General features: G+C 69.2%; 19 protein-coding genes. 12 read left to right on the plus strand and 7 right to left on the minus strand.

Going from position 1 to position 18,169, the window contains the following annotated elements:
• Positions 1-94: 94 nt before the first annotated feature.
• Positions 95-889: an indole-3-glycerol phosphate synthase TrpC gene (trpC, locus tag ACTHK2_RS12000; RefSeq protein ID WP_440245949.1), complete on the plus strand. Its 795-nt coding sequence runs from the start codon at positions 95-97 to the stop codon at positions 887-889.
• Positions 890-1,000: 111 nt separating this feature from the next.
• Here trpC and ACTHK2_RS12005 read toward each other — a convergent pair whose 3' ends face one another.
• Complete coding sequence (locus ACTHK2_RS12005) at positions 1,001-1,489, minus strand: GNAT family N-acetyltransferase (RefSeq protein ID WP_440245950.1); 489 nt, start codon at positions 1,487-1,489, stop codon at positions 1,001-1,003.
• A 134-nt stretch (positions 1,490-1,623) separates the two neighbouring features.
• Here ACTHK2_RS12005 and ACTHK2_RS12010 point away from each other — a divergent pair, with 134 nt between their 5' ends.
• A complete protein-coding gene (locus tag ACTHK2_RS12010; RefSeq protein ID WP_440245951.1) occupies positions 1,624-2,634 on the plus strand; it encodes a bifunctional helix-turn-helix transcriptional regulator/GNAT family N-acetyltransferase in 1,011 nt (336 codons plus the stop codon).
• A 21-nt stretch (positions 2,635-2,655) separates the two neighbouring features.
• Here ACTHK2_RS12010 and ACTHK2_RS12015 read toward each other — a convergent pair whose 3' ends face one another.
• Positions 2,656-3,342, minus strand: coding sequence for a response regulator transcription factor (locus tag ACTHK2_RS12015; protein WP_440245952.1), 687 nt, complete (start codon positions 3,340-3,342; stop codon positions 2,656-2,658).
• A gap of 252 nt (positions 3,343-3,594) precedes the next feature.
• Between ACTHK2_RS12015 and ACTHK2_RS12020 the strand changes: the two genes are divergently transcribed.
• From ACTHK2_RS12020 to ACTHK2_RS12045, 6 genes are read left to right on the plus strand one after another with little or no spacing between them, the layout of a single operon-like run.
• The gene (locus ACTHK2_RS12020; RefSeq protein ID WP_440245953.1) at positions 3,595-4,032 is read left to right on the plus strand and encodes a hypothetical protein; all 438 of its coding nucleotides are present in this window, start codon (positions 3,595-3,597) and stop codon (positions 4,030-4,032) included.
• Positions 4,033-4,089: 57 nt separating this feature from the next.
• Positions 4,090-4,446 carry a roadblock/LC7 domain-containing protein gene (locus tag ACTHK2_RS12025; RefSeq protein ID WP_440245954.1) on the plus strand — a complete coding sequence of 119 codons (357 nt, stop codon included), beginning with the start codon at positions 4,090-4,092 and terminating at the stop codon, positions 4,444-4,446.
• Positions 4,447-4,484: 38 nt separating this feature from the next.
• On the plus strand, positions 4,485-5,372 hold the full coding sequence (locus ACTHK2_RS12030; protein WP_440245955.1) for a hypothetical protein: 888 nt from the start codon (positions 4,485-4,487) through the stop codon (positions 5,370-5,372).
• 17 nt (positions 5,373-5,389) lie between these two features.
• A complete protein-coding gene (locus tag ACTHK2_RS12035) occupies positions 5,390-5,923 on the plus strand; it encodes a GTP-binding protein (protein ID WP_440245956.1) in 534 nt (177 codons plus the stop codon).
• 5 nt (positions 5,924-5,928) lie between these two features.
• Entirely contained in the window at positions 5,929-6,861 is a 933-nt protein-coding gene (locus ACTHK2_RS12040; protein ID WP_440245957.1) for a hypothetical protein, read from the plus strand.
• The gene (locus ACTHK2_RS12045) at positions 6,858-7,724 is read left to right on the plus strand and encodes a hypothetical protein (protein ID WP_440245958.1); all 867 of its coding nucleotides are present in this window, start codon (positions 6,858-6,860) and stop codon (positions 7,722-7,724) included. Before ACTHK2_RS12040 ends, ACTHK2_RS12045 begins: the two co-directional genes overlap by 4 nt.
• A gap of 5 nt (positions 7,725-7,729) precedes the next feature.
• Here ACTHK2_RS12045 and ACTHK2_RS12050 read toward each other — a convergent pair whose 3' ends face one another.
• From ACTHK2_RS12050 to ACTHK2_RS12060, 3 genes are all read right to left on the minus strand, one after another.
• A complete protein-coding gene (locus tag ACTHK2_RS12050; protein ID WP_440245959.1) occupies positions 7,730-8,161 on the minus strand; it encodes a DUF3574 domain-containing protein in 432 nt (143 codons plus the stop codon).
• Positions 8,158-10,614, minus strand: a complete 2,457-nt coding sequence (locus tag ACTHK2_RS12055; protein WP_440245960.1) for a prolyl oligopeptidase family serine peptidase — start codon at positions 10,612-10,614, stop codon at positions 8,158-8,160. Before ACTHK2_RS12055 ends, ACTHK2_RS12050 begins: the two co-directional genes overlap by 4 nt.
• Before the next feature lie 266 nt (positions 10,615-10,880).
• Positions 10,881-12,419 carry a malectin domain-containing carbohydrate-binding protein gene (locus ACTHK2_RS12060; RefSeq protein ID WP_440245961.1) on the minus strand — a complete coding sequence of 513 codons (1,539 nt, stop codon included), beginning with the start codon at positions 12,417-12,419 and terminating at the stop codon, positions 10,881-10,883.
• Positions 12,420-12,560: 141 nt separating this feature from the next.
• Between ACTHK2_RS12060 and ACTHK2_RS12065 the strand changes: the two genes are divergently transcribed.
• The 4 genes from ACTHK2_RS12065 to hemC all read left to right on the plus strand — a co-directional run bounded on the left by ACTHK2_RS12065 (position 12,561) and on the right by hemC (position 16,096).
• Positions 12,561-13,232 carry an alpha/beta hydrolase gene (locus ACTHK2_RS12065; RefSeq protein ID WP_440245962.1) on the plus strand — a complete coding sequence of 224 codons (672 nt, stop codon included), beginning with the start codon at positions 12,561-12,563 and terminating at the stop codon, positions 13,230-13,232.
• 136 nt (positions 13,233-13,368) lie between these two features.
• Complete coding sequence (locus ACTHK2_RS12070) at positions 13,369-14,439, plus strand: sensor histidine kinase (RefSeq protein WP_440245963.1); 1,071 nt, start codon at positions 13,369-13,371, stop codon at positions 14,437-14,439.
• Entirely contained in the window at positions 14,436-15,170 is a 735-nt protein-coding gene (locus tag ACTHK2_RS12075; protein ID WP_440245964.1) for a LytR/AlgR family response regulator transcription factor, read from the plus strand. The genes ACTHK2_RS12070 and ACTHK2_RS12075 overlap by 4 nt, the downstream gene beginning before the upstream one ends.
• Positions 15,167-16,096, plus strand: coding sequence for a hydroxymethylbilane synthase (gene hemC / locus ACTHK2_RS12080; protein ID WP_440245965.1), 930 nt, complete (start codon positions 15,167-15,169; stop codon positions 16,094-16,096). Before ACTHK2_RS12075 ends, hemC begins: the two co-directional genes overlap by 4 nt.
• Positions 16,097-16,196: 100 nt before the next feature.
• Here the strand turns inward: hemC and ACTHK2_RS12085 are convergent, their stop codons facing one another.
• Both ACTHK2_RS12085 and ACTHK2_RS12090 read right to left on the minus strand, forming a co-directional pair.
• Positions 16,197-17,009: a DUF481 domain-containing protein gene (locus ACTHK2_RS12085; protein ID WP_440245966.1), complete on the minus strand. Its 813-nt coding sequence runs from the start codon at positions 17,007-17,009 to the stop codon at positions 16,197-16,199.
• A gap of 134 nt (positions 17,010-17,143) precedes the next feature.
• Positions 17,144-18,163 carry a dimethyl sulfoxide reductase anchor subunit family protein gene (locus ACTHK2_RS12090; RefSeq protein WP_440245967.1) on the minus strand — a complete coding sequence of 340 codons (1,020 nt, stop codon included), beginning with the start codon at positions 18,161-18,163 and terminating at the stop codon, positions 17,144-17,146.
• Positions 18,164-18,169: the final 6 nt, after the last annotated feature.

Genomic DNA, 18,169 nt, shown 5'->3' on the forward strand with positions numbered 1-18,169 from the left:
GCACCATAGCGAAGCATCGTGGCTGAAGCCGCTCCCGCGACAGCAGCGCAGCCGCCAGCTTTTCAGCCCTCATCCCTCAGCCATCAGCCCTCGCATGCCCGACATCCTCAACCGCATCCTCGCGCGCAAGGTCGAAGAGATCGCCGAACGCAGCGCGCGCCAGCCACTCGCCGAACTCTCCGCGCAGGTCGCCGACCTGCCGCCGACGCGCGGCTTCGCTGCGGCGATCGAGGCGAAGCTCGAGGCCGGCCTGCCGGCGGTGATCGCCGAGGTGAAGAAGGCGAGTCCGTCGCAGGGCGTGATCCGCGCGGAGTTCGACCCTGCCGCGATCGCCGCAAGCTATGCGGCGGCGGGCGCCGCGTGCCTGTCCGTGCTCACCGACGCGGACTTCTTCCAAGGCAGCGAGGCCTGCCTGCAGCAGGCGCGCGCGGCGTGCGGGCTGCCGGTATTGCGCAAGGATTTCACGATCGACGCGTACCAGGTCTACGAGGCGCGCGTGGTCGGCGCCGATGCGATCCTGCTCATCGTCGCCGCGCTCGGCGACGCCGCGCTGCTCGAACTGGCGCTGCTCGCAGCCGAACTCGACCTCGACGTGCTGGTCGAGGTGCACGACGAAGACGAACTCGAGCGTGCGCTCGACATCCCGGCACCGCTCGTCGGCATCAACAACCGCAACCTGCGCACGTTCGAAACCTCGCTCGAAACGACCCTGCGCCTGCGCGGCCGCGTCGACGAAGGCCGCGTGCTCGTCACCGAGAGTGGCATCCATGTGCCCGCCGATGTCACGCGCTTGCGCGAGGCCGGCGTCGGCGCATTCCTCGTCGGCGAGGCGTTCATGCGCGCGCCGGATCCCGGGGCGGAACTCACGCGCCTGTTTTTCGAAGGCTGACGGCCGGCGCGCGTTGGAGCGCGTCCCTTCGTGCGCGTTTCCGGCGGCGCGGTGGGACTCGCCGTCGAGGCGGTCGATGTCCATCGAGGTGTCGAGCCGCTGCGTCCCACACTACGGGTTGCGGTCGAGGGGGAGCGCGTAAAAGCGCGTACCCGCCAGGTGCGCATCGCCGTACGCTGCGGTCTCGACGAAGCCGAAGCGGCGATAGAGCGCCTGTGCGGTCGCCATGCTCGCGAGCGTGTCGAGGCGCAGCTCGGCGTAGCCCGCGGCGCGTGCGGCGTCGATGATCGCCTCGACGAGGCGGGCACCGAGGCCGAGGCCGCGGTACGCGTCGCGCACGTAGAGTCGCTTCATCTCGCCGCTGCAGGCATCGTGGCGGCGCAGCGCCGCACAGCCGGCGACCTCGCCATCGACGAACGCGAGCAACAGTGCGCCGTCCGGCGCGGCGTAGGGCGCGGGCAGGCCCGCGAGTTCGGCCGAAAAGCCCTGGTACTCGAGGTCGACGCCGATCGCCGCCGCGTATTCGCCGAACAGCGCGCGTGCGGTCGCGACGTGCGCCGCGTCGTCGGCGCGCCGGAGCACGATCGAAGGTGTCGTCATGGCACGCTCCCGCCCGCGCGGCCGTTCGCCGCGGGTCGATGCTAGTACCCCGGCGCCGCGCGCGGCAGTCTTGCGCGGCGCGCCCGGACGCAGTAGCGTAAGTGCTTACGTAACCGCCGACGGACGATCTCCCCATGTTCCTGCACGCGCAAGGCGAGCTCGCGCTCGGTAGCCGGCTCAAGGCGGTCAGCGAGAGCCTGTATGCGGCGGCCAATGCGGCCTACCGAGAAACGGGGCATGACATCGACGCGCACTGGTTCCCGGTGCTGCGCTACCTGCAGGTGCGCGGGCCGGCCTCGGTCACCGAGATCGCGGCGGCGATCGGCCAGACCCATCCGGCGGTGAGCCAGCTCGCGGCGAAGCTGCGCTCGCAGGGCTGGATCACGCGCCGCACCGACCGCAGCGACGCGCGCCGTGGCGTACTGGAACTCTCGGCCGAGGCGGAGCGCAAGCTCGACCGGCTCGGCCCCGTGTGGCGCGCGATCCGCCGCGCCGCGGCGGCCGCCGCGGCGCGCGACGGCGGCACGCTGCTCGACGCGCTCGGCGCATTCGAAGCGGATATCGCGAGCGGACGCCTCGCCGCCGACATCCGTGCGCACCATGCGCGCATGAAGGACGCGACGATCGAGATCGTGCCGTACCGGCGCGAGTGGGCCGCGCACTTCGAACGCCTCAACGCCGAATGGCTGCAGCGCTGGTTCACGCTCGAGGAGGTCGATCGCGCGGTGCTCGGCGACCCGCAGACGCACGTGATCGATCCGGGCGGCGCCATCGTCTTCGCCACGCTCGATGGCGAAGTGATCGGCACCTGTGCGTTGCTCAAGGAAGCGCCGGGCGTGTACGAGTTGTCGAAGATGGCGGTCGAAAGCGGTTTCCGCGGTTTCGGCGCTGGCCGCAAGCTGCTCGACGCGGCGATCGCCGAGTTCCAGCGCCGGCGCGGACGCACGCTGTTCCTCGAGTCGAGCAAGCGCCTCGGCCCCGCGCTGCAGCTGTACGAGAGCGGCGGTTTCGTCCACTACCCGGCGCCGCGGCCGGGCAGCCACTACCAGCGCGCGGACGTCTACATGGTGTACGAGCCGCAGAAGGCGAAGCGACCAGGCGCGAAGGCGGCACCACGAAAGCACCTGCGCGTGGTGGCACGCTGAAATCCGCGCCGGCGCCTCGCGCTAGGCGGGTTGCACGACGACGCCGTGCAGGAGATGGCCTTCACGCCATGCCGCGGCCGCTTCGCGTACTTCGATCGCCGAACGCAAGCCCAGCTTGTGCTTGAGCGATTCGCGGTGCGCGTCCACGGTCTTGACCTGCAATCCGAGCGCGCGCGCGATCATGCGCGGGCCTTCGCCCCAGCCGATGCGCTCGAACACCTGCGTTTCGCGCTCGGTGAGCGGCAGGCGTGGCGGTCGATGCGAACGGGCAACGGGGCAGTCACGGCAACGTTCCGCGCCCGCACGCGGTTCGACGCAGCCTGCGACATGAGCGAGTCGATCCACGAGTTCCGGCCATGAGAGGCGTTCGTTGAAATACCCGCAACTGCACTGACTGTCGAACGGCGGGCGCGTGCCCGCATGCGCACGATCACCGGCGACGAGGATGCGCGGTACGGGATGGTTGGGGCGACAGAGGTCACGCACGCCAGCGACGAGTTGGCGGTCGATGACGAACATGTCGGCCCGGCCTTCTTCGAGCACGTGCAGGGCGTCGCGCGCCGTCTCCGCGACTCCGACGAGCGCAATGCCAGGAAGGCTGTGCGCGAGTTGGACAAAGCCCGTGAGCCAGATGGGATTGGCCGATGCGACCACCAGGCGACGAGCGCCATTCGAAAGGCTGGGTGGATGCAAATCATTGTGACGCATGCACGCTGTCCAATGGTCGTCTCATCGTAGAAAACCCGTTTAGATCAATGGTTTGAAGCCATTCGAGCGCATTCGGCGGTGTCGTGGGGAAGGGCGCTGGCTAGGTGAATCACGGATTCCCGGCGGCCGCAGCCTGCCTGAAACTACAGCGAAAATCGTAGCTGATGCACAGTATCGGTAAAGATACGGCAGCGCACGGTAAAAAATTGTAAACGTTTCCAGCTGTGCGCCGGAATCCACCGAAGGAGGAGCATGTCGACGTCACCGGATAGCGCCCCCCGCGAGGCCCTGCGCGCCTGGCAACCCCGGGCCGAGCGCTATCTCGGCGCACTGCTCGACCGTTCCACGGCCTTGCGCTTCGCCTGCGTGGGCACCGCAGACGGCCGAGTGCTCGCCAACGCCGCCCGCGCCAGCGCGCATTCCACCGGCGAGCGCATCGCCGCAATGACGAGTTCGCTGGTCGCCCTCAGCGAATCCTTTGCGAAGGACGCTCTGCACAGCCATTGCACGCATTCGGTGGTGTCGACCGGGCATGGCGCGATCGTCGTCGTACGTGTGCCCGAACCCGCGCGCGGCTACGTCCTTTCGGTGGCGTCGGACGGCTCCGAAGTCATGGCGCTGACGCTGCGCTCGGCGCTCGACGGCGCCGATCGACTGGCGCAGATCATCGCCGGTTTCGCGCCGGGTTAGCGCGACGGCAGGTTCCGCGGGCGGCGGTACCGCCCATCACACAGGGGTATACGCATCATGGCAAAGATCAGTCTCGAACCGCTCCGTTCCCTCGACGGTTACGTCGCATCCGCCCTCGTCGACGCCGAGAGCGGCATGCTCCTCGCAGGTGACGGCACGGGCGTGAATCTCGAACTCGCCGCAGCCGGCAATGCCGAAGTGGTGAAGGCGAAGCGCAAGGTCGCCAACACGCTCAAGCTCAACGACACGATCGAGGACATCCTGATCAGCCTCACCAAGCAGTACCACGTCCTGCGCCCGCTCGAGACGAACCAGAAACTCTTCCTGTACGTGGTGCTCGATCGCGCGAAGTCGAACCTCGGCATGGCTCGCCACGAGTTGCGCACGTTCGAGAAATCGCTCGACTTCTCCTGAGATCTGCACCCGGGGCAGCCCCGACGAAGAGGTCGTCCATGCCGCTCGAACTGCGCTATGCGGGACTTGACGCCACGATGGAGCAGCGCCTGCGTCTCGCCACGCAGGCGCTCGCGGCGCATCGTTTGCAGGCCCGCGCGGCGGCCTGGGACGGTACGCGCTGCGACGTCGTCGCCGCGGATCCGCGCGATGCCTATGGCAGCCGCGTGCTCGACATTGCGCGCCGTCGCGGAACGCCGGTACTCGAGGTCGTCGAGGCGGTGGCGACCGTCGTGCGCCTGACGCGTGCCTTGCACGACCTGCTTTCGAAATCGCCTTCGCTGTCTACGCCGGCCGCAGTGCCCGTGCCGCCGGCGGCCTCGCCACTGCTGCGGCTGGCAACCGACGCCTCGTTGCGCGGCGTCGACGTCGAACTGCGCAGGGACGGCGCCGTGGTCTGGCTGCTCTGCACGAAGGGTCGCGTGGTATCGGCCAGCGTGAGCGACCGGATGCGGGCCTGCGAGCAACTGGCCACGGGGGATTGGTCGCTGGCCGCGATCGGCGATCGCCAGCGCACGCGGCCACCGGGCGAGATCAGCGCGAGCCTCGATGCCTTCCTGCTTACGGCCGCATGGTCAGCGCGCGCCAGCCTGCCGCCCTATCCGGACGAGGACGTCGGCTTGCGGGATTGGCCGGACCTCGGGGGCGCCGGTTCGATCGCCGAGGCGCTCGTCGTCGTGCAATCGCTGCAGCGATTCCGCGGCACGCCGGGAACGATCGCGCATCGCCATGGGCTCGCCCGTGCCGAGGTCGACGCCTGCCTATGGGCATTCCAGGCAGCCGGGCTGCTCGATCGCGCTGCAGCCGTGGAGTTCGCGGCACCCCCGCCGCGTAACGGCGGTCTCTTCTCGCGCCTGGCTGCGCACTTCGGTTTGCGCGTCGCATGAATCACCACGCAGCCTCATTGGACACCGCGTCCGACGTCGCCAAGCTCGTGTTTGCCGGACCGGTGGGGGCCGGAAAGACGACTGCCATCCGTAGCGTGACCGACAGCGAGCCGATCAGCACCGAAATGGCGCTGAGCGAGCCGGCGATGGGCGACAAGACCACGACTACGGTCGCGCTGGACTTTTCCACTGCGATCCTCGACGACGGTACACCCCTGCTCGTCTATGGACTGCCGGGCCAGCAACGCTTCTCGCACATGCGGCCGATCGTGCTCGAGGGTGCATTCGGCGTCGTGATCGTGCTCGATGGAAGCTCACCCGATGTCGCCGAGCAGTGCGAGTACTGGCTGAGAGAGATCCGCGCGCACCAAGCCGGCATGCCCATGGTGATCGGAATCACGCACACCGACGCGGTGGCGGAGTTCTCGATCGGACCGGTGCGCTCGGCAATACGACGTTGTGGCGGCCCTGTGCCCACATTCACGTTCGATGCACGCGACCGGGAGCAGGTGGCACACCTGGTACGCGCGCTGCTCGTCACGATGCAGTAGCGCACGTGTCGCACGAGATCTGCGAGCGACTGCGCGAACAGGGACTTCCACTGCAGCCCAAACTCGTCGAGATGCTCGACGAGCATGCGAGCCATCGCACCGATCGCCGCGGTTGCGGCTACACGCAGGCGACACGCTTCCTGTCCACATACGTCAACCGGCCGGTGAGCGCCGAGGACCCGGGCGATCTGGACGTGTTCGCCGATTGGCCGTTGCGCGAAACGGGCTACCTCGCGGCGATACTCGTCGCCGCCGGCTGGCAAGCCGGCTGGCGGCGCCTGGATGACGCCCCGGCGGACTTGCTCGAGCGGCTGCCCCAGCACGCTGACGTGCGCGAGGCGTTGCGCGGACTCGGTGGGCGCCTGGGCGCGGCGGCGAGCGGACTCGAGCGCGTCGAGAGCCGACTGTTCGTGGCGCTGCTGCGCCAGGTCGTCGAGCGCAGTGCCGCCAACGCCGATTCCGTCGCGCCGATGGCATGCAAGCCGGAGATCGGCAGTTGCTCGCAAGCCGAGGAGTTCTTCCTGGAACTCGCCCACGGCCGGGTACGCCGCGGCGGCAGCGTCAACGTCGTCGTCGGGAGCACCGGCATCCCGCTCATGATCGAGAAGATGAACCTCGGTGAGTCGCATTCGGCGATCGTGCTCGAACCGCTCGCGCTCGCTGGCGTCGAGCTTCCACCGGGTTCGCTGTGCGCACTCGCCCATGCCACAGCCGCGAGCGGCACGCCCACGGCGAATGGCATCTGCATGCCGATCGCCGCGATCGAGGCCGCGCGTTTCCTGCGCCTGACGACGCTCGCGGTGGCGCCGTCGGATCGCCGGCGCGCGTTCTCCGCACAGTTCGAGGCGCAGATTCGCGCACGCATGCTGTCGCCGGCGAGCACGACGCTCGATGACCTTCGCATGTTCGCCCGCCACGAAGCGGCGCGAGCGCGATGAAGCTCGCGGTCTTCTACGACCACGCCTACGCGGCACCCGGCGTTCCCAGCCTCGCGCGCCTGGCTGTCGCCGCGCGTACGCTGCACGACGCGGGCGTCGCCGACCTGCACAAGCCGCCTGCGTTCGACATGCACCTGCTGCGCGGCCTGCACACGGATGCCTACCTCGACGCGTTCGATGCCGGACTCGAACCGCTCGCCTCGACCCAGGGAATCCGCTGGAACCCCGGCGTGCGCGACGCGACCTACGCGATGCTCGCAGGACAGCTGGCCGCCGCGCAGCATGCATGGTCGCACGGCCTCGCGATGAACCTCGCGCGCGGATTCCATCACGCGGTACCCGAGCGCGGCTCCGGCTTCTGCGCGTTGAACGGACTCGCGCTGATCGCGCACGTCTGGCCGTCGATGAAGGTATTCGTGATCGACTGCGACGAGCACGGGGGCAACGGCACGGAGGAGTTCGCAGCCAGGCTGCCGAACCTCTACAACGCCTCGATGTTCGGTACGCGCTTCGGTTGCCTCGGCAACGAACGGTCGTGGCCGTATGAAGTCCGCCTCGCGCGCGACGGCCGCCGCGCGCACCTGCGTGCGCTCGCCGCGATCGAGCAACGGCTCGTACGGACGGCGCCGGATCTCGTCGTCTACCAGGCCGGCGCGGACAGCCATGAAGGCGACCCGAAGAGCCGCAGCGGCTTCAGCACCCGCGCACTCGCCGAGCGCGACCTAGCCGTGTTCCGGATGGTGCGCACGGCGGGTATACCGATGCTGTTCGTGGTGGCCGGCGGCTATCAGCGCGCGGCCGACATCGCGCGCATCAATCTGACCACTGCGCGCTGCGCGCTGCGCGTGTTCTCTCGCGCGTAGCGCCGCTAGAACGCCACGCACGCCACCGTGCGCTCGCGCAGTACCGCTTCCTGCCGGAAGCGTTCGCGGTACGCGGCGACGACCGCGCGCAGCGCCGCGTCGCTGGAGGGAGAACGATCGTGCACGACGACGAGCACGCGGCTCGCTTCGCTCACCGCCACGCCATCATGGCCGAGCCAATGGCCGCGTGCGTCGAACGTCGTGTAGCCGCGCGGGAATGCATGCGCGAGCACCTCGGCCTCGAAACGCTGCCAGTTCGCTTCGTCGACCTCGCCGCCGCCCGGCGTCGCGCGGCCGAAGTAGAGCGTATCGCGCAGCAGCGACTGTTCGTCGCTGCCGCAGCCGAGCGGATGGTCGCGCACCCACTCCGCATGGCAGCCCGCGAGCGCGGCGAGCGCGCCCGCGAGACCGGCTCGTGCGAACGGGCGAACCCTCACCGGAGGTTGGCCTGGAACAGCTTGTGGATGCGCTTGTACTCGTCGAGCCAGGAGTCGGCGTGGGTGAAGCCGTGGCGGTCGAGCGGATAGCCGGCGAGCTCGAAGTCGTCCTTGTGCAGCTCGATCAGGCGCTGGTACAGGCGCACCGAATCCTCGAACAGCACGTTGTCGTCGATCATGCCGTGCGCGATCAGCAGCGGGCCGCGCAGGCCGTCGGCGAACTCGATCGGCGAGGAGCGCGCGTACGCGATCGGATCGACCTGCGGCGTATTGAGGATGTTCGATGTGTACTCGTGGTTGTATTGCGCCCAGTCGGTGACGGGGCGCAACGCGGCACCGGCGCGGAAAACCTCGGGTGCGCGGAACATTGCCATCAATGTCATGAAGCCGCCGTACGAGCCGCCGTAGACGCCGACGCGCTGCGGGTCGACCGCCGCGTTCTTCTCGAGCCAGTGCACGCCGTCGACGAGATCCTCGAGTTCGGGGTGGCCCATCTGGCGGTAGATCGCCGTGCGCCAGTCGCGGCCGTAACCCTCGCTAGCGCGGTAATCGATGTCGAGCACGACGTAACCTTCCCCGACGAGCAGGTTGTGGAACATCTGCTCGCGGAAGTAGTACGGGAACTGCTCGTGCACGTTCTGCGTGTAGCCGGCGCCGTGCACGAACAGTACGGCCGGATGCTTCTTCGACGCGTCGAAATCCTTCGCCTGGTAGAACTTCGCGTAGATCGGCTGCTTCACGTGCGTCGACGGGATTTCGATGATCCGCGGCTCGATCCACGTGCGCGCCTTGTAGTCCGCCGTGCGCGTATCGGTGAGTTCGCGCAACTTGCCGCCATCGACCGTGACGACCGCGAGCTGCGCGGGTACGTACGCGCTCGAATGCAGCACGGCGAGGCGCGTGGCGTCCGGCGACAGCGCGAATTGCTGCATGCCGTGCAGGTTCGTCACGCGCTCGAGCGTGCCGCCCGCACTGGCGACGCGGTAGACGTCGTAGCGATACGGCGCTTCGGCATTCGCACGCAGGTAGAACCAGCGCCCGTCGGGCGACTGCACCGGTGCGGACACCTCGAAGCGGCCGCTGGTCAGCGCCTTCGCCTTGCCGCCTGGCTGCTTCGCGTAGAGCTGCGCGTAGCCGCTCTCCTCCGACACGTACCAGAGCGTGCGGTCGTCGCGCTCCCAGCCGAACTCGTTGAAGTTCCAGTTGATCCATGCGGGATCGGTGAGGCGGTGCTGGTTCACGAGCTTCGCGCGGTCGAAGTCGACCGAGGCGATCCAGCGGTCCTTGTTGTCGATCGCGCGGATCTGGATCGCGAGCGAGGCGCCATCGGCGCTCCAGGCGATGCCGCCACCGCCACCGTCGTCCCCGTCGGAGACGATACGCACCGCACGCGTCTTCGCCTCGTCCTTGCCCGCGTCCTTCTTCGCCTCCGCCTTTGCGGCGTCGTGCGCATCGGCGTCCTTCGTCGCATCGAGTTCGCGCTTGCGTCGCGCGTTCTCCTCGCGCACCGACTTCAGCGGATCGTCGTGGATGCCGGGCAGGTCCTCGCTCGCGAGCGCATGCTGCACATGCCGCTCGAGGTCGAGCAGCACGAGCGATTGCGGCGCGGGGTCGTTGCGCCCGACGCGCGTACGCTCGTCTTCCTGTTCCTCGTAACCCGATTCGGTCACGAAGCGCTGCAGCTTGCCCTGCTTGCCGTGCTCGTAGCCCTTCGGCGAGGTCACGACGAGCATCCAGCGCCCGTTCGGCGACAATGAAGTGCTTTCGATCTTGACCTCGTCGCCGAGGTAGAACGGCAGCGGCGCGCGCGTCGGGTCGCCCTTGGCGAACTCCTCGCCGTGGCGCGTGCGCGCGTCGCGGTCGGCCTTGTCCTTGCGCAGGGTCGAGAACCAGCGCAGCTGGTCGGCACCGAGGTCGTCCGGCTTCTTCGCCTGCGGGTCCTTCTCGGCCTTGACGATCGCGGCCGGCCCGCCGATCGCGCTGGCGATGTCGTAGCGGAACCATGCGTTGCCGACGCGATATTGCAGGCTGCCGCCGTCGGCGGAAAACTGGGGCGAGGCCTCATCTTCCGGCGTGCGCGTGACCTGGACGAGCCGGCCGCTGCCGACCTCGCGCAGGAACACGTCGCCATTGCGCACGAACGCGGCGCGCGCGCGCGCGCGGTCGAATACCGGTTCACCGCCATCGGCGCCGGCCATCGCGGCGGGATCGACGATCGCATCGCGGCCGTCGCCGAGGTCGATGCGATGGCGGTCGCGCACGGGCGAGCCGCTGCGCTTGAGGTCGTAGTAGATGCTGGCGCCGTCGACGCTCCAGTACGCATTCTCGACCGGTGCGCCGATCCAGTCCGGATCGGCCATCGCCTGCTCCAGCGTGATCGACGGGGCAGCCCCGGCCGGCGCGGCCGCGAAGCCGACCAGGGCGACGAAACAGGCGACGGCAAGACGATCCATATGGGGCTCCGCGGGCACGTGAAGCCCACAGGATAACGGCTCCCGCCCGCCCCGTACCGGCCCGGAAGTAAGCGTCATGCAAAGGGGATGCGGAGGCGCACCTTGCCGGCATTCGGGAGCCAGGAAAAGCCTGAAACACGAAGCACCGAGCACCACGAAGAAGGCAATCAAGAATGAGCCTTCCTCTGTGTGCTCGGTGTGCTCCATGTTTCAATCTTTGTCTTTGCGGCCCGATCCGTGTCGAAGATTGGACGGGCCAGCCCGGCTCAGCCCTCGAAGCCGTTTGCGAAGATCGAATCGCCGCCCGCGCGAATCACGCGGAGCGCATCGATGCGGGCGCTGCCGGCGCTGCCGTTGGTGAAGACGAGGTCGAGCGTGCCGTCGGTGACGTCGACCTCGAAGCGGCGCACGGTCGCGACGTCTGCGCCGACGCTCGCGATGATGTCGAAGTCGTCGAGGACGGTCGTGCCTTCGATCGCGACGTCGAAGATGCGTTGGCCGGCGGCAGTGTTGTAGGTGTCGGCGAACTGGAGTTCGACTCTGTAGCGGCCGTCGAACACCGGGATGTGGTAGGCGAAGTTGCCGTAGCGCCAGTCGTTGTAGAGCGCGTCGTCGTCGCTGCCGGCGACCACGTGTGACGAGACCTGCACGCTGCCGCCGGAGTAGAACGCGTCGGCCGCGTACGGCGTGCCGTCCGTGGCGAGCCAGTCGTCGCCGCCGGCATTGATCGCGGCGACGACGGTGCCCGGTTGCGGCGGTGGCCCGGTGCGCGTCACGCGCAAGGCGTCGTTGAAGGTCGTGTGGCCGCCCCATGCGGCGTGTCCGCTCGGCGTGGTCGCGGTCACGCGCAGCAGGTTCGCGCCTTCGACGAGGGCGATGCCGTCCGCACTCCAAGCGGTCGTGCCCGCCGCCGCGCCTGAGGCGCCCCCGGCGCGGTCCCAAGCCACCGATTCGATCGGCTCGCCATCGTTGTCGGCGCTGCCGGCGAGATCGATGAGCGCGTCCTCGGTCGACAGCGCGCTCGCGGCGGTCGGCGAGGTGATGCGCAGCAGCGGAGGCAGTGGCGAACCCGTGCCGCCGCGCACCTGAGAGACGAGCCAGGGAAACAGCAGCGGATGCGCGTAGGCGACGCTCCAGATGCCGTGGCCGCCGGTGTCGTAGCGCGTATAGATCGTGCTCGCGCCCGCATTGCGCAGTGCCGCGACGAGGTTGTCGGAGCCGTCGACGCCGACGGTCGGATCGTTCGCCGCATGGAAGAACCACATCGGCAAGCCCGCCACCGTCGCCGCCGCGTTGGTCGCGCCGTTGCCCGACATCGGCACGGCCGCAGCGAAGCGGGCCGGTTGCGCGGTGACCGCGCTCCACGTGCCCATGCCGCCCATCGAGAGGCCGGTCACGTACACGCGGTCGGGGTCGATGTGGTACGCGGCCGCGACCTGGTCGACGAGGCCGATCGCACTGGTCAGGGTCGCGCCGCTCCACCAGCCGTCGGTCGGGCATTGCGGCGCGATCATGAACACCGGTTGCAGCGCGAGCTGCTCGTCGCCGAGCAGGCTCAGAGCGCCGTTCGCGTTGTTGCGCAGCTGCGCCTCGTTGTCACTGCCGCGCTCGCCCGCGCCGTGCAGGAAGAGGATCAAGGGATACGCCTGCGCGCCGTCGTAGCCGGGCGGGACGAAGTAGCGGAACGGCTGGTTGCTGCCGTCGGTCGCATGATCGTAGAGGAAGTCGGCGGCCGAGGTCGCCGCGGCGGGGCCGGCGGCTGACAGCGTGAACAGTGCGGCGAGCAATGCGGTGCGGGCGGACATGGCGAGCGTCGGCCTTGCGCGGGGGAGGGCGCGCGCACGCTAGCACGTGGCGCCGACGCAATCCGGCACTGTGTCGCAGCCGGGCTTGGCAAACCGACGCCGCGCGGGCAGCCTGTGCGCATCGCCCGCCTGGAGCCTGCCGTGGATCTCTTGCCCTGCGTCGAAACCGAAACCGCCGCCAATCCCACCCACGCGGTGATCTGGCTGCACGGCCTCGGCGCCGACGGCAACGACTTCGCGCCGATCGTGCCCGAGCTCGTCGACCGGAGCTGGCCGACGCTGCGCTTCGTGTTCCCGCATGCGCCGGTGCGCCCGGTCACCATCAACGGCGGCATGCGCATGCGCGCGTGGTACGACATCAAGGGCGCGCGCATCGAGGACAAGCAGGACGAGCCGGGCATCCGCGCGTCGATCGGCCAGCTCGACGCACTGATCGCGCGCGAAGGCGAGCGCGGCATCGCGCCCGCACGCGTGCTGCTGGCCGGCTTTTCGCAGGGCGGCGCGATCGCGCTCGCCGGCGGCGTGCGCCATGCGCAGCGCCTCGCCGGCATCGTCGCGCTGTCGACCTACCTGCCGCTGTCCGAACGCACCGCGGACGAGCGCAGCGACGCCAATCGCGACGTGCCGGTCTTCATGGCGCACGGCAGCCACGATCCGGTCGTGCCCGAGCCGCTCGGCGCGGCGAGTCGCGATGTGCTGGCCCGGCTCGGCTACGGCGTCGACTGGCATGTCTACCCGATGGCGCACCAGGTCTGCGCGCAGGAGATCGCCGACCTGCGCGCGTGGATCGGCGCGCGCCTTGCCGGCACCTGAGTCGAGCGGATCGGGGCCAACCGCACGGGACCGCGCCGCCCGCGACCGCCACGTGGACACCTGCGCCGGCTTCCCGCAGGCGCGCGGCGCCGTTCCGCTCCTGCGCGGCGCACAGCGCGCCTCCTATACTCGCCGCATGGAATCGGGATCTCCACGGCAAACGGCTGCAGCGACGGCATCGGCCACGCCGAACTGGCTGCCGCAGTTCTGCAGCGGCCCGACCTTGTTCGCGCTGATGGTCGTGGCCGAACTCGTCGCGCTCGTCATCGTGCTGGTGCCGGATGCCGCCGAACGCGGCTGGCTTCCGCGCCTCGGGGTGCTCAGCGTCTACGTGCAATGGCTCGCGCTGCTCAATGCCGTCGTGCTGTGCTCGATGCGTGCGTTCCTGCAGCGCCTGCCCGAACGCGCCGGTTTCTTCACCGCGTGGGCGATCGGCGTGGCGGTGACCGCACTCGGCAGTGCGGTCGTGCTGCGCATGGACCAGGCGCTCGGGCTGCAGCTGACTGCGCCCGTCGGCGAGGGCGTGCGCTTCGTGTTCGTCAACGCGGCGATCTGCGCACTGATCGCCGCCGCGCTGCTGCGTTACCTGTTCGTGCTCGAGCGCTGGCGCGAGCGCGTGCGCGCGGCGGCGAAGGCGCAGGTCGACGCGCTGCAGGCGCGCATCCGGCCGCACTTCCTGTTCAACAGCATGAACACGATCGCGAGCCTGATCCGCACGCGCCCGGGCGATGCCGAGCGCACGGTGGAGGACCTGTCCGAACTCTTCCGCGCCGCGCTCGGCAGCGACGACGGCCACGGCACGCTCGGCGACGAACTCGACCTCGTCGGCCGCTACCTCGACATCGAGCGGCTGCGCCTGGGCGATCGCCTCCAGGTCGAGATCGACGTCGACGGCGTGCCGCGTGCATTCCACCTGCCGCGCCTGCTGCTGCAGCCGCTGGTCGAGAACGCGATCTACCACGGCATCCAGCCTCGCGCCGATGGCGGCATCCTGCGCCTGTGCGGCCGGCCGCTCGAGGCGGGTGTCGAAATCGTGATGACCAATCCGCTGCCGCCGAACGCGACCGTGCGCGGCAACGGCGTCGCGCTGGCGAACATCCGCGCGCGCATCGAGTACCATTTCGGCGCGCGCGGCGAGCTCCGCGTGGAGCCGGGACCGGACCTGTATACCGTGAGCGTGCGCCTGCCGGAGGAAGCTGTCCGATGAGAGCGCTGGTCGTCGACGACGAGCCGCTGGCGCGCGAGCGCATGCGCGCGCTGCTGGCCGAGATCGGCGACGTCGACGTCGTCGGCGAGGCCGGCAACGGTCGCGACGCACTCGACGCGGTCGCGCAGCTCGGTCCGGACGTGCTGCTGCTCGACATCCGCATGCCGGTGATGGACGGCATCGAGGCCGCGCGCCACCTGGGCGAGCTCGAGTCGCCGCCTGCGCTGATCTTCTGCACCGCCTACGGCGACCATGCGCTCGCCGCGTTCGACGCCAATGCGGTCGATTACCTGCTCAAGCCCGTACGCAGCGACCGCCTGCGCGCCGCGCTCGCCAAGGCCCGGCGCTGGAGCGGCGAGGAAGCGCGCGGCGTCGAACGCGCGCTCGGCGCCGACCGCGCACGCACGCACCTGTGCGCACGCGTGCGCGGCAGCCTCGTGCTGGTGCCGGTCGCCGAGGTCGCCTACCTGCTCGCCGAGGACAAGTACGTCGTCGTGCACCACGCACGCGGCGAAGTGCTCATCGAGGAGCCCTTGAAGGCACTAGAGGAGGAGTTCGACGACCGCTTCGTGCGCATCCACCGCAACTGCCTCGTCGCGCGTGCCAAGCTGACCGGCCTCACGCGCACGCCGGACGGGCGCCTGTACGCCAATGTCGAGGGCGTCACCGCCTCACTCGAGGTGAGCCGCCGCAACCTGCCCGCGCTGCGCAAGCTGATCCGGACCCTATGAAGAAGACCCTGCGCATCGCCACCCGCCAGAGTGCGCTCGCCCTGTGGCAAGCCGAACACGTCGCCGCGCGCCTGCGCGCGGCGCATGCGGACCTCGCGGTCGAACTCGTGCCGATGACCACGCGCGGCGACGAGATCATCGACCGCCCGCTCGCGACGATCGGCGGCAAGGGCCTGTTCCTCAAGGAACTCGAAGTCGCGATGCTCGAGCGCCGCGCCGACATCGCGGTGCATTCGTTCAAGGACGTGCCGATGGAACTCGAACCGGGCTTCGCGATCGGTGCCGTGCTCGAGCGCGCCGACGCCGCCGACGCGTACATCAGCAGCCGCTGGCCGCGCCTCGCGCAGCTGCCGCAGGGCGCGCGCGTCGGCAGCTCGTCCCTGCGTCGCCAGTCGCAGCTGCGCGCATTGCGGCCCGACCTCGAACTCGCCGACCTGCGCGGCAACGTCAACACGCGCCTCGCCAAGCTGGACGCGGGTGACTACGACGCGATCATCCTCGCCTGCGCCGGCATCGAGCGGCTCGGCCTCGGCACGCGCATCGCCGAGCGCCTCGCCGCGCCCGACTGGCTGCCCGCGGTCGCGCAGGGCGCGATCGCGATCGAATGCCGCGCGGGCGACGCCGCCGTGCTCGACCTCGTGCGCGTCCTCGAGGACCCCGACACGCACTGCTGCGTCGCCGCCGAGCGCGCGATGAACCTCGATCTCCATGGCAGCTGCAACGTGCCGATCGCCGGCTACTGTGTCGAAACGGAAACCGGCCTCGCCCTGTGGGGTCTCGTCGGCGACGCCGCCACCGGCCGCGTCATCCGCGCCGAAGCGCGCGGTTCGCGCGACGCGCCCGAAGCACTCGGCCGCGAAGTCGCCGCGTTGCTGCGCGAACGGGGTGCTGACGAGATTCTGCGTGGTGCGGGAGCCGGCGATTGAAACACGAAGGATGCGAAAGAGGGAAAGAACAGCTTCGTGTTTCAGGCTCTGCCTTCTTGAAACCCGGCGCCGCTACGCGCGGCGCCGGATGTGAAGCGCATCAACCGCCGCCGAAGTTGTAGACGAGGTTGGTCGTGATCAGCTGGTCGGTCTTCTTGATGCCGGGTGCGACGTCGGAGTTGTGGCGCACCTGGTAGCCGGCCTTGAGCGCGAACGACTTGTTGATCGCGACCTGCAGGCCGGCGTCGTTCTGCAGGAACGTGTTGTCGCTGCCGGCTTCGACCAGCAGCGTGTCGACGAACGAAGTCGTTTCGGTGAACGCGTGCTTGTAGGCGATGAGCCCGCGGCCGACGACTTCGCCCTCGGAATCGAACGAATGGCGCACCGGGAGCGGCGGATCGCCCGCCGTGTCCGGGCCGAGCGTGTCGACCGGCTTGTAGCGCTTGTAGCCGGGACCGACTTCGGCGGAGAGTTCGTCGGTCGCGTTCTTCAGCAGCGTGTACCCGTAACCGAGCGACACCACTGCCTGGTATTCGAACGGCGAGAAGTCGTCGTTCTCGTAGCGCAGCGCGCCGACGAGGTAACTGCGCTCGTCGAACTTGTACCCGACCGAGGCGCCCGCTTCGTAACGGTTCGCGGTCGTGTCGTAGTTCTTCACGTTCTGCACCTCGCCGTTCGGACCGATCGTGGCGACGGTGACCTCACCCTTGCTGCGCAGCGCGGTGAGATAGAAGTTGTCCTTCCACTGGTCGTCTTCCTTCTTGAACGCGAGCTTCGCGTTGAGGTTCTCCGATTTCGCATTGCCGCGCGCGGCGGCGAAACCGAGTTCGCCCGCGCCGGACCAGCCGTCGCCGGCGAATGCGCAGGCCGGCAGCGCGGCGAGCACGGCGGCCGTCAGCAGGATCTTCTTCATCGTGCGTTCCTTTCTCCTCGGGGACATGAAAAAAGGCCGCATCAGCGGCCCCGGGAGCGGATGGTAGGCAGGCGTATTGAATCAGGCGTGAACGTGGGTGAACGCGCCGTCAACTTTCGTGTCGGCGGGACTGCTCAGCGCTGGTAGTACGCCATCACCGCGTGTTTCGCCTCGGCGAAGAACAGCCAGCGTTCGACGAACAGGCCGATCGCGCCCGAGGCGAAGGCCAGCACCGCCGCGACCGCGGACAAGGGCGTCGCGCCGAGCGCGAGCGCGGCGAGCAGGGCGGGTGCGCCGAATGCCGCGATCATCGCGATCGTACGCAGCCGGCGCGCATGCTTGCGCGCGAGCACGAAGCCCATCTCGTGCGTGAGATAGTTTTCCTCGGTGTGCGGTTGCTCGAACGAGCGTACGGCACCGAGCGCGTCGAGGCCGGTCGCGTGCCCCGCGTTCGCCGCGGGCTGCGCGTCGATGGCCCGCCAGTAGCGGGATTTGAGCCAGGCGCAGGCCACCGCCAGTGCGATTGCCGCCGGCAGCAGGATGCGGCGATCGGCGTCGGGGATTCCTTCGACCGTCCACGAAACCCACATCAGCAGGACGCCGCCATGCAAGGCCATCAGGAGGTACATCGGCACGACATGGCGGTCGCTCCATGCGCGGATCGGCTTGAGGCTCGAATAGATGTGCGCCGTGCAGAACACCGTCGCGAAGCTGCCGACGGCGAGGAGCAGGCCGAGCATGCGCAACGTGCCGAGGCCGGCGCACCGATCACCGGCGACGTCGATGGTGGCATGCCGCGACAGTACGATCATCGACCACGGCACGGCGATCGCCACCGCGGGCAGGAAGGTGAGCAGGGCAAGGACGCCTTCGCGCGAGAGCCAGGAGCTGCGCCACTGCGACAGCGCGCGCCACGCACGCAAGGGTTTGCCGAGGTGGGCCAGCGAGCAGCACAAGCCGAGGGCCACCAGCACGAAGGCTGCGGGAAACCCCGCCCTCGACGCGAACAACGTGGTCAACGGCATCCCCTGGACGCGCGTGTACGCTGGCTCGCACATGGGGCCGATCGCGAACGCGAGCCCGATGAGGAACCACGCGCCATAACCGATGCCGGACAGCACGGTGAAGCAGATGATCGAGAAGGTCGGCCGCATCGTCGT

This window comes from Dokdonella sp. (assembly GCF_051958935.1).
GTDB lineage: Bacteria > Pseudomonadota > Gammaproteobacteria > Xanthomonadales > Rhodanobacteraceae > Dokdonella_A.

Bases quoted from the DNA above. Each gene is read 5' to 3' on its own strand.
- trpC (WP_440245949.1), top strand. From the start codon at position 95: ATGCCCGACATCCTCAACCGCATCCTCGCGCGCAAGGTCGAAGAGATC.
- ACTHK2_RS12005 (WP_440245950.1), bottom strand. From the start codon at position 1,489: ATGACGACACCTTCGATCGTGCTCCGGCGCGCCGACGACGCGGCGCAC.
- ACTHK2_RS12010 (WP_440245951.1), top strand. From the start codon at position 1,624: ATGTTCCTGCACGCGCAAGGCGAGCTCGCGCTCGGTAGCCGGCTCAAG.
- ACTHK2_RS12015 (WP_440245952.1), bottom strand. From the start codon at position 3,342: ATGCGTCACAATGATTTGCATCCACCCAGCCTTTCGAATGGCGCTCGT.
- ACTHK2_RS12020 (WP_440245953.1), top strand. From the start codon at position 3,595: ATGTCGACGTCACCGGATAGCGCCCCCCGCGAGGCCCTGCGCGCCTGG.
- ACTHK2_RS12025 (WP_440245954.1), top strand. From the start codon at position 4,090: ATGGCAAAGATCAGTCTCGAACCGCTCCGTTCCCTCGACGGTTACGTC.
- ACTHK2_RS12030 (WP_440245955.1), top strand. From the start codon at position 4,485: ATGCCGCTCGAACTGCGCTATGCGGGACTTGACGCCACGATGGAGCAG.
- ACTHK2_RS12045 (WP_440245958.1), top strand. From the start codon at position 6,858: ATGAAGCTCGCGGTCTTCTACGACCACGCCTACGCGGCACCCGGCGTT.
- ACTHK2_RS12055 (WP_440245960.1), bottom strand. From the start codon at position 10,614: ATGGATCGTCTTGCCGTCGCCTGTTTCGTCGCCCTGGTCGGCTTCGCG.
- ACTHK2_RS12060 (WP_440245961.1), bottom strand. From the start codon at position 12,419: ATGTCCGCCCGCACCGCATTGCTCGCCGCACTGTTCACGCTGTCAGCC.
- ACTHK2_RS12070 (WP_440245963.1), top strand. From the start codon at position 13,369: ATGGAATCGGGATCTCCACGGCAAACGGCTGCAGCGACGGCATCGGCC.
- ACTHK2_RS12075 (WP_440245964.1), top strand. From the start codon at position 14,436: ATGAGAGCGCTGGTCGTCGACGACGAGCCGCTGGCGCGCGAGCGCATG.
- hemC (WP_440245965.1), top strand. From the start codon at position 15,167: ATGAAGAAGACCCTGCGCATCGCCACCCGCCAGAGTGCGCTCGCCCTG.
- ACTHK2_RS12085 (WP_440245966.1), bottom strand. From the start codon at position 17,009: ATGAAGAAGATCCTGCTGACGGCCGCCGTGCTCGCCGCGCTGCCGGCC.
- ACTHK2_RS12090 (WP_440245967.1), bottom strand. From the start codon at position 18,163: ATGCGGCCGACCTTCTCGATCATCTGCTTCACCGTGCTGTCCGGCATC.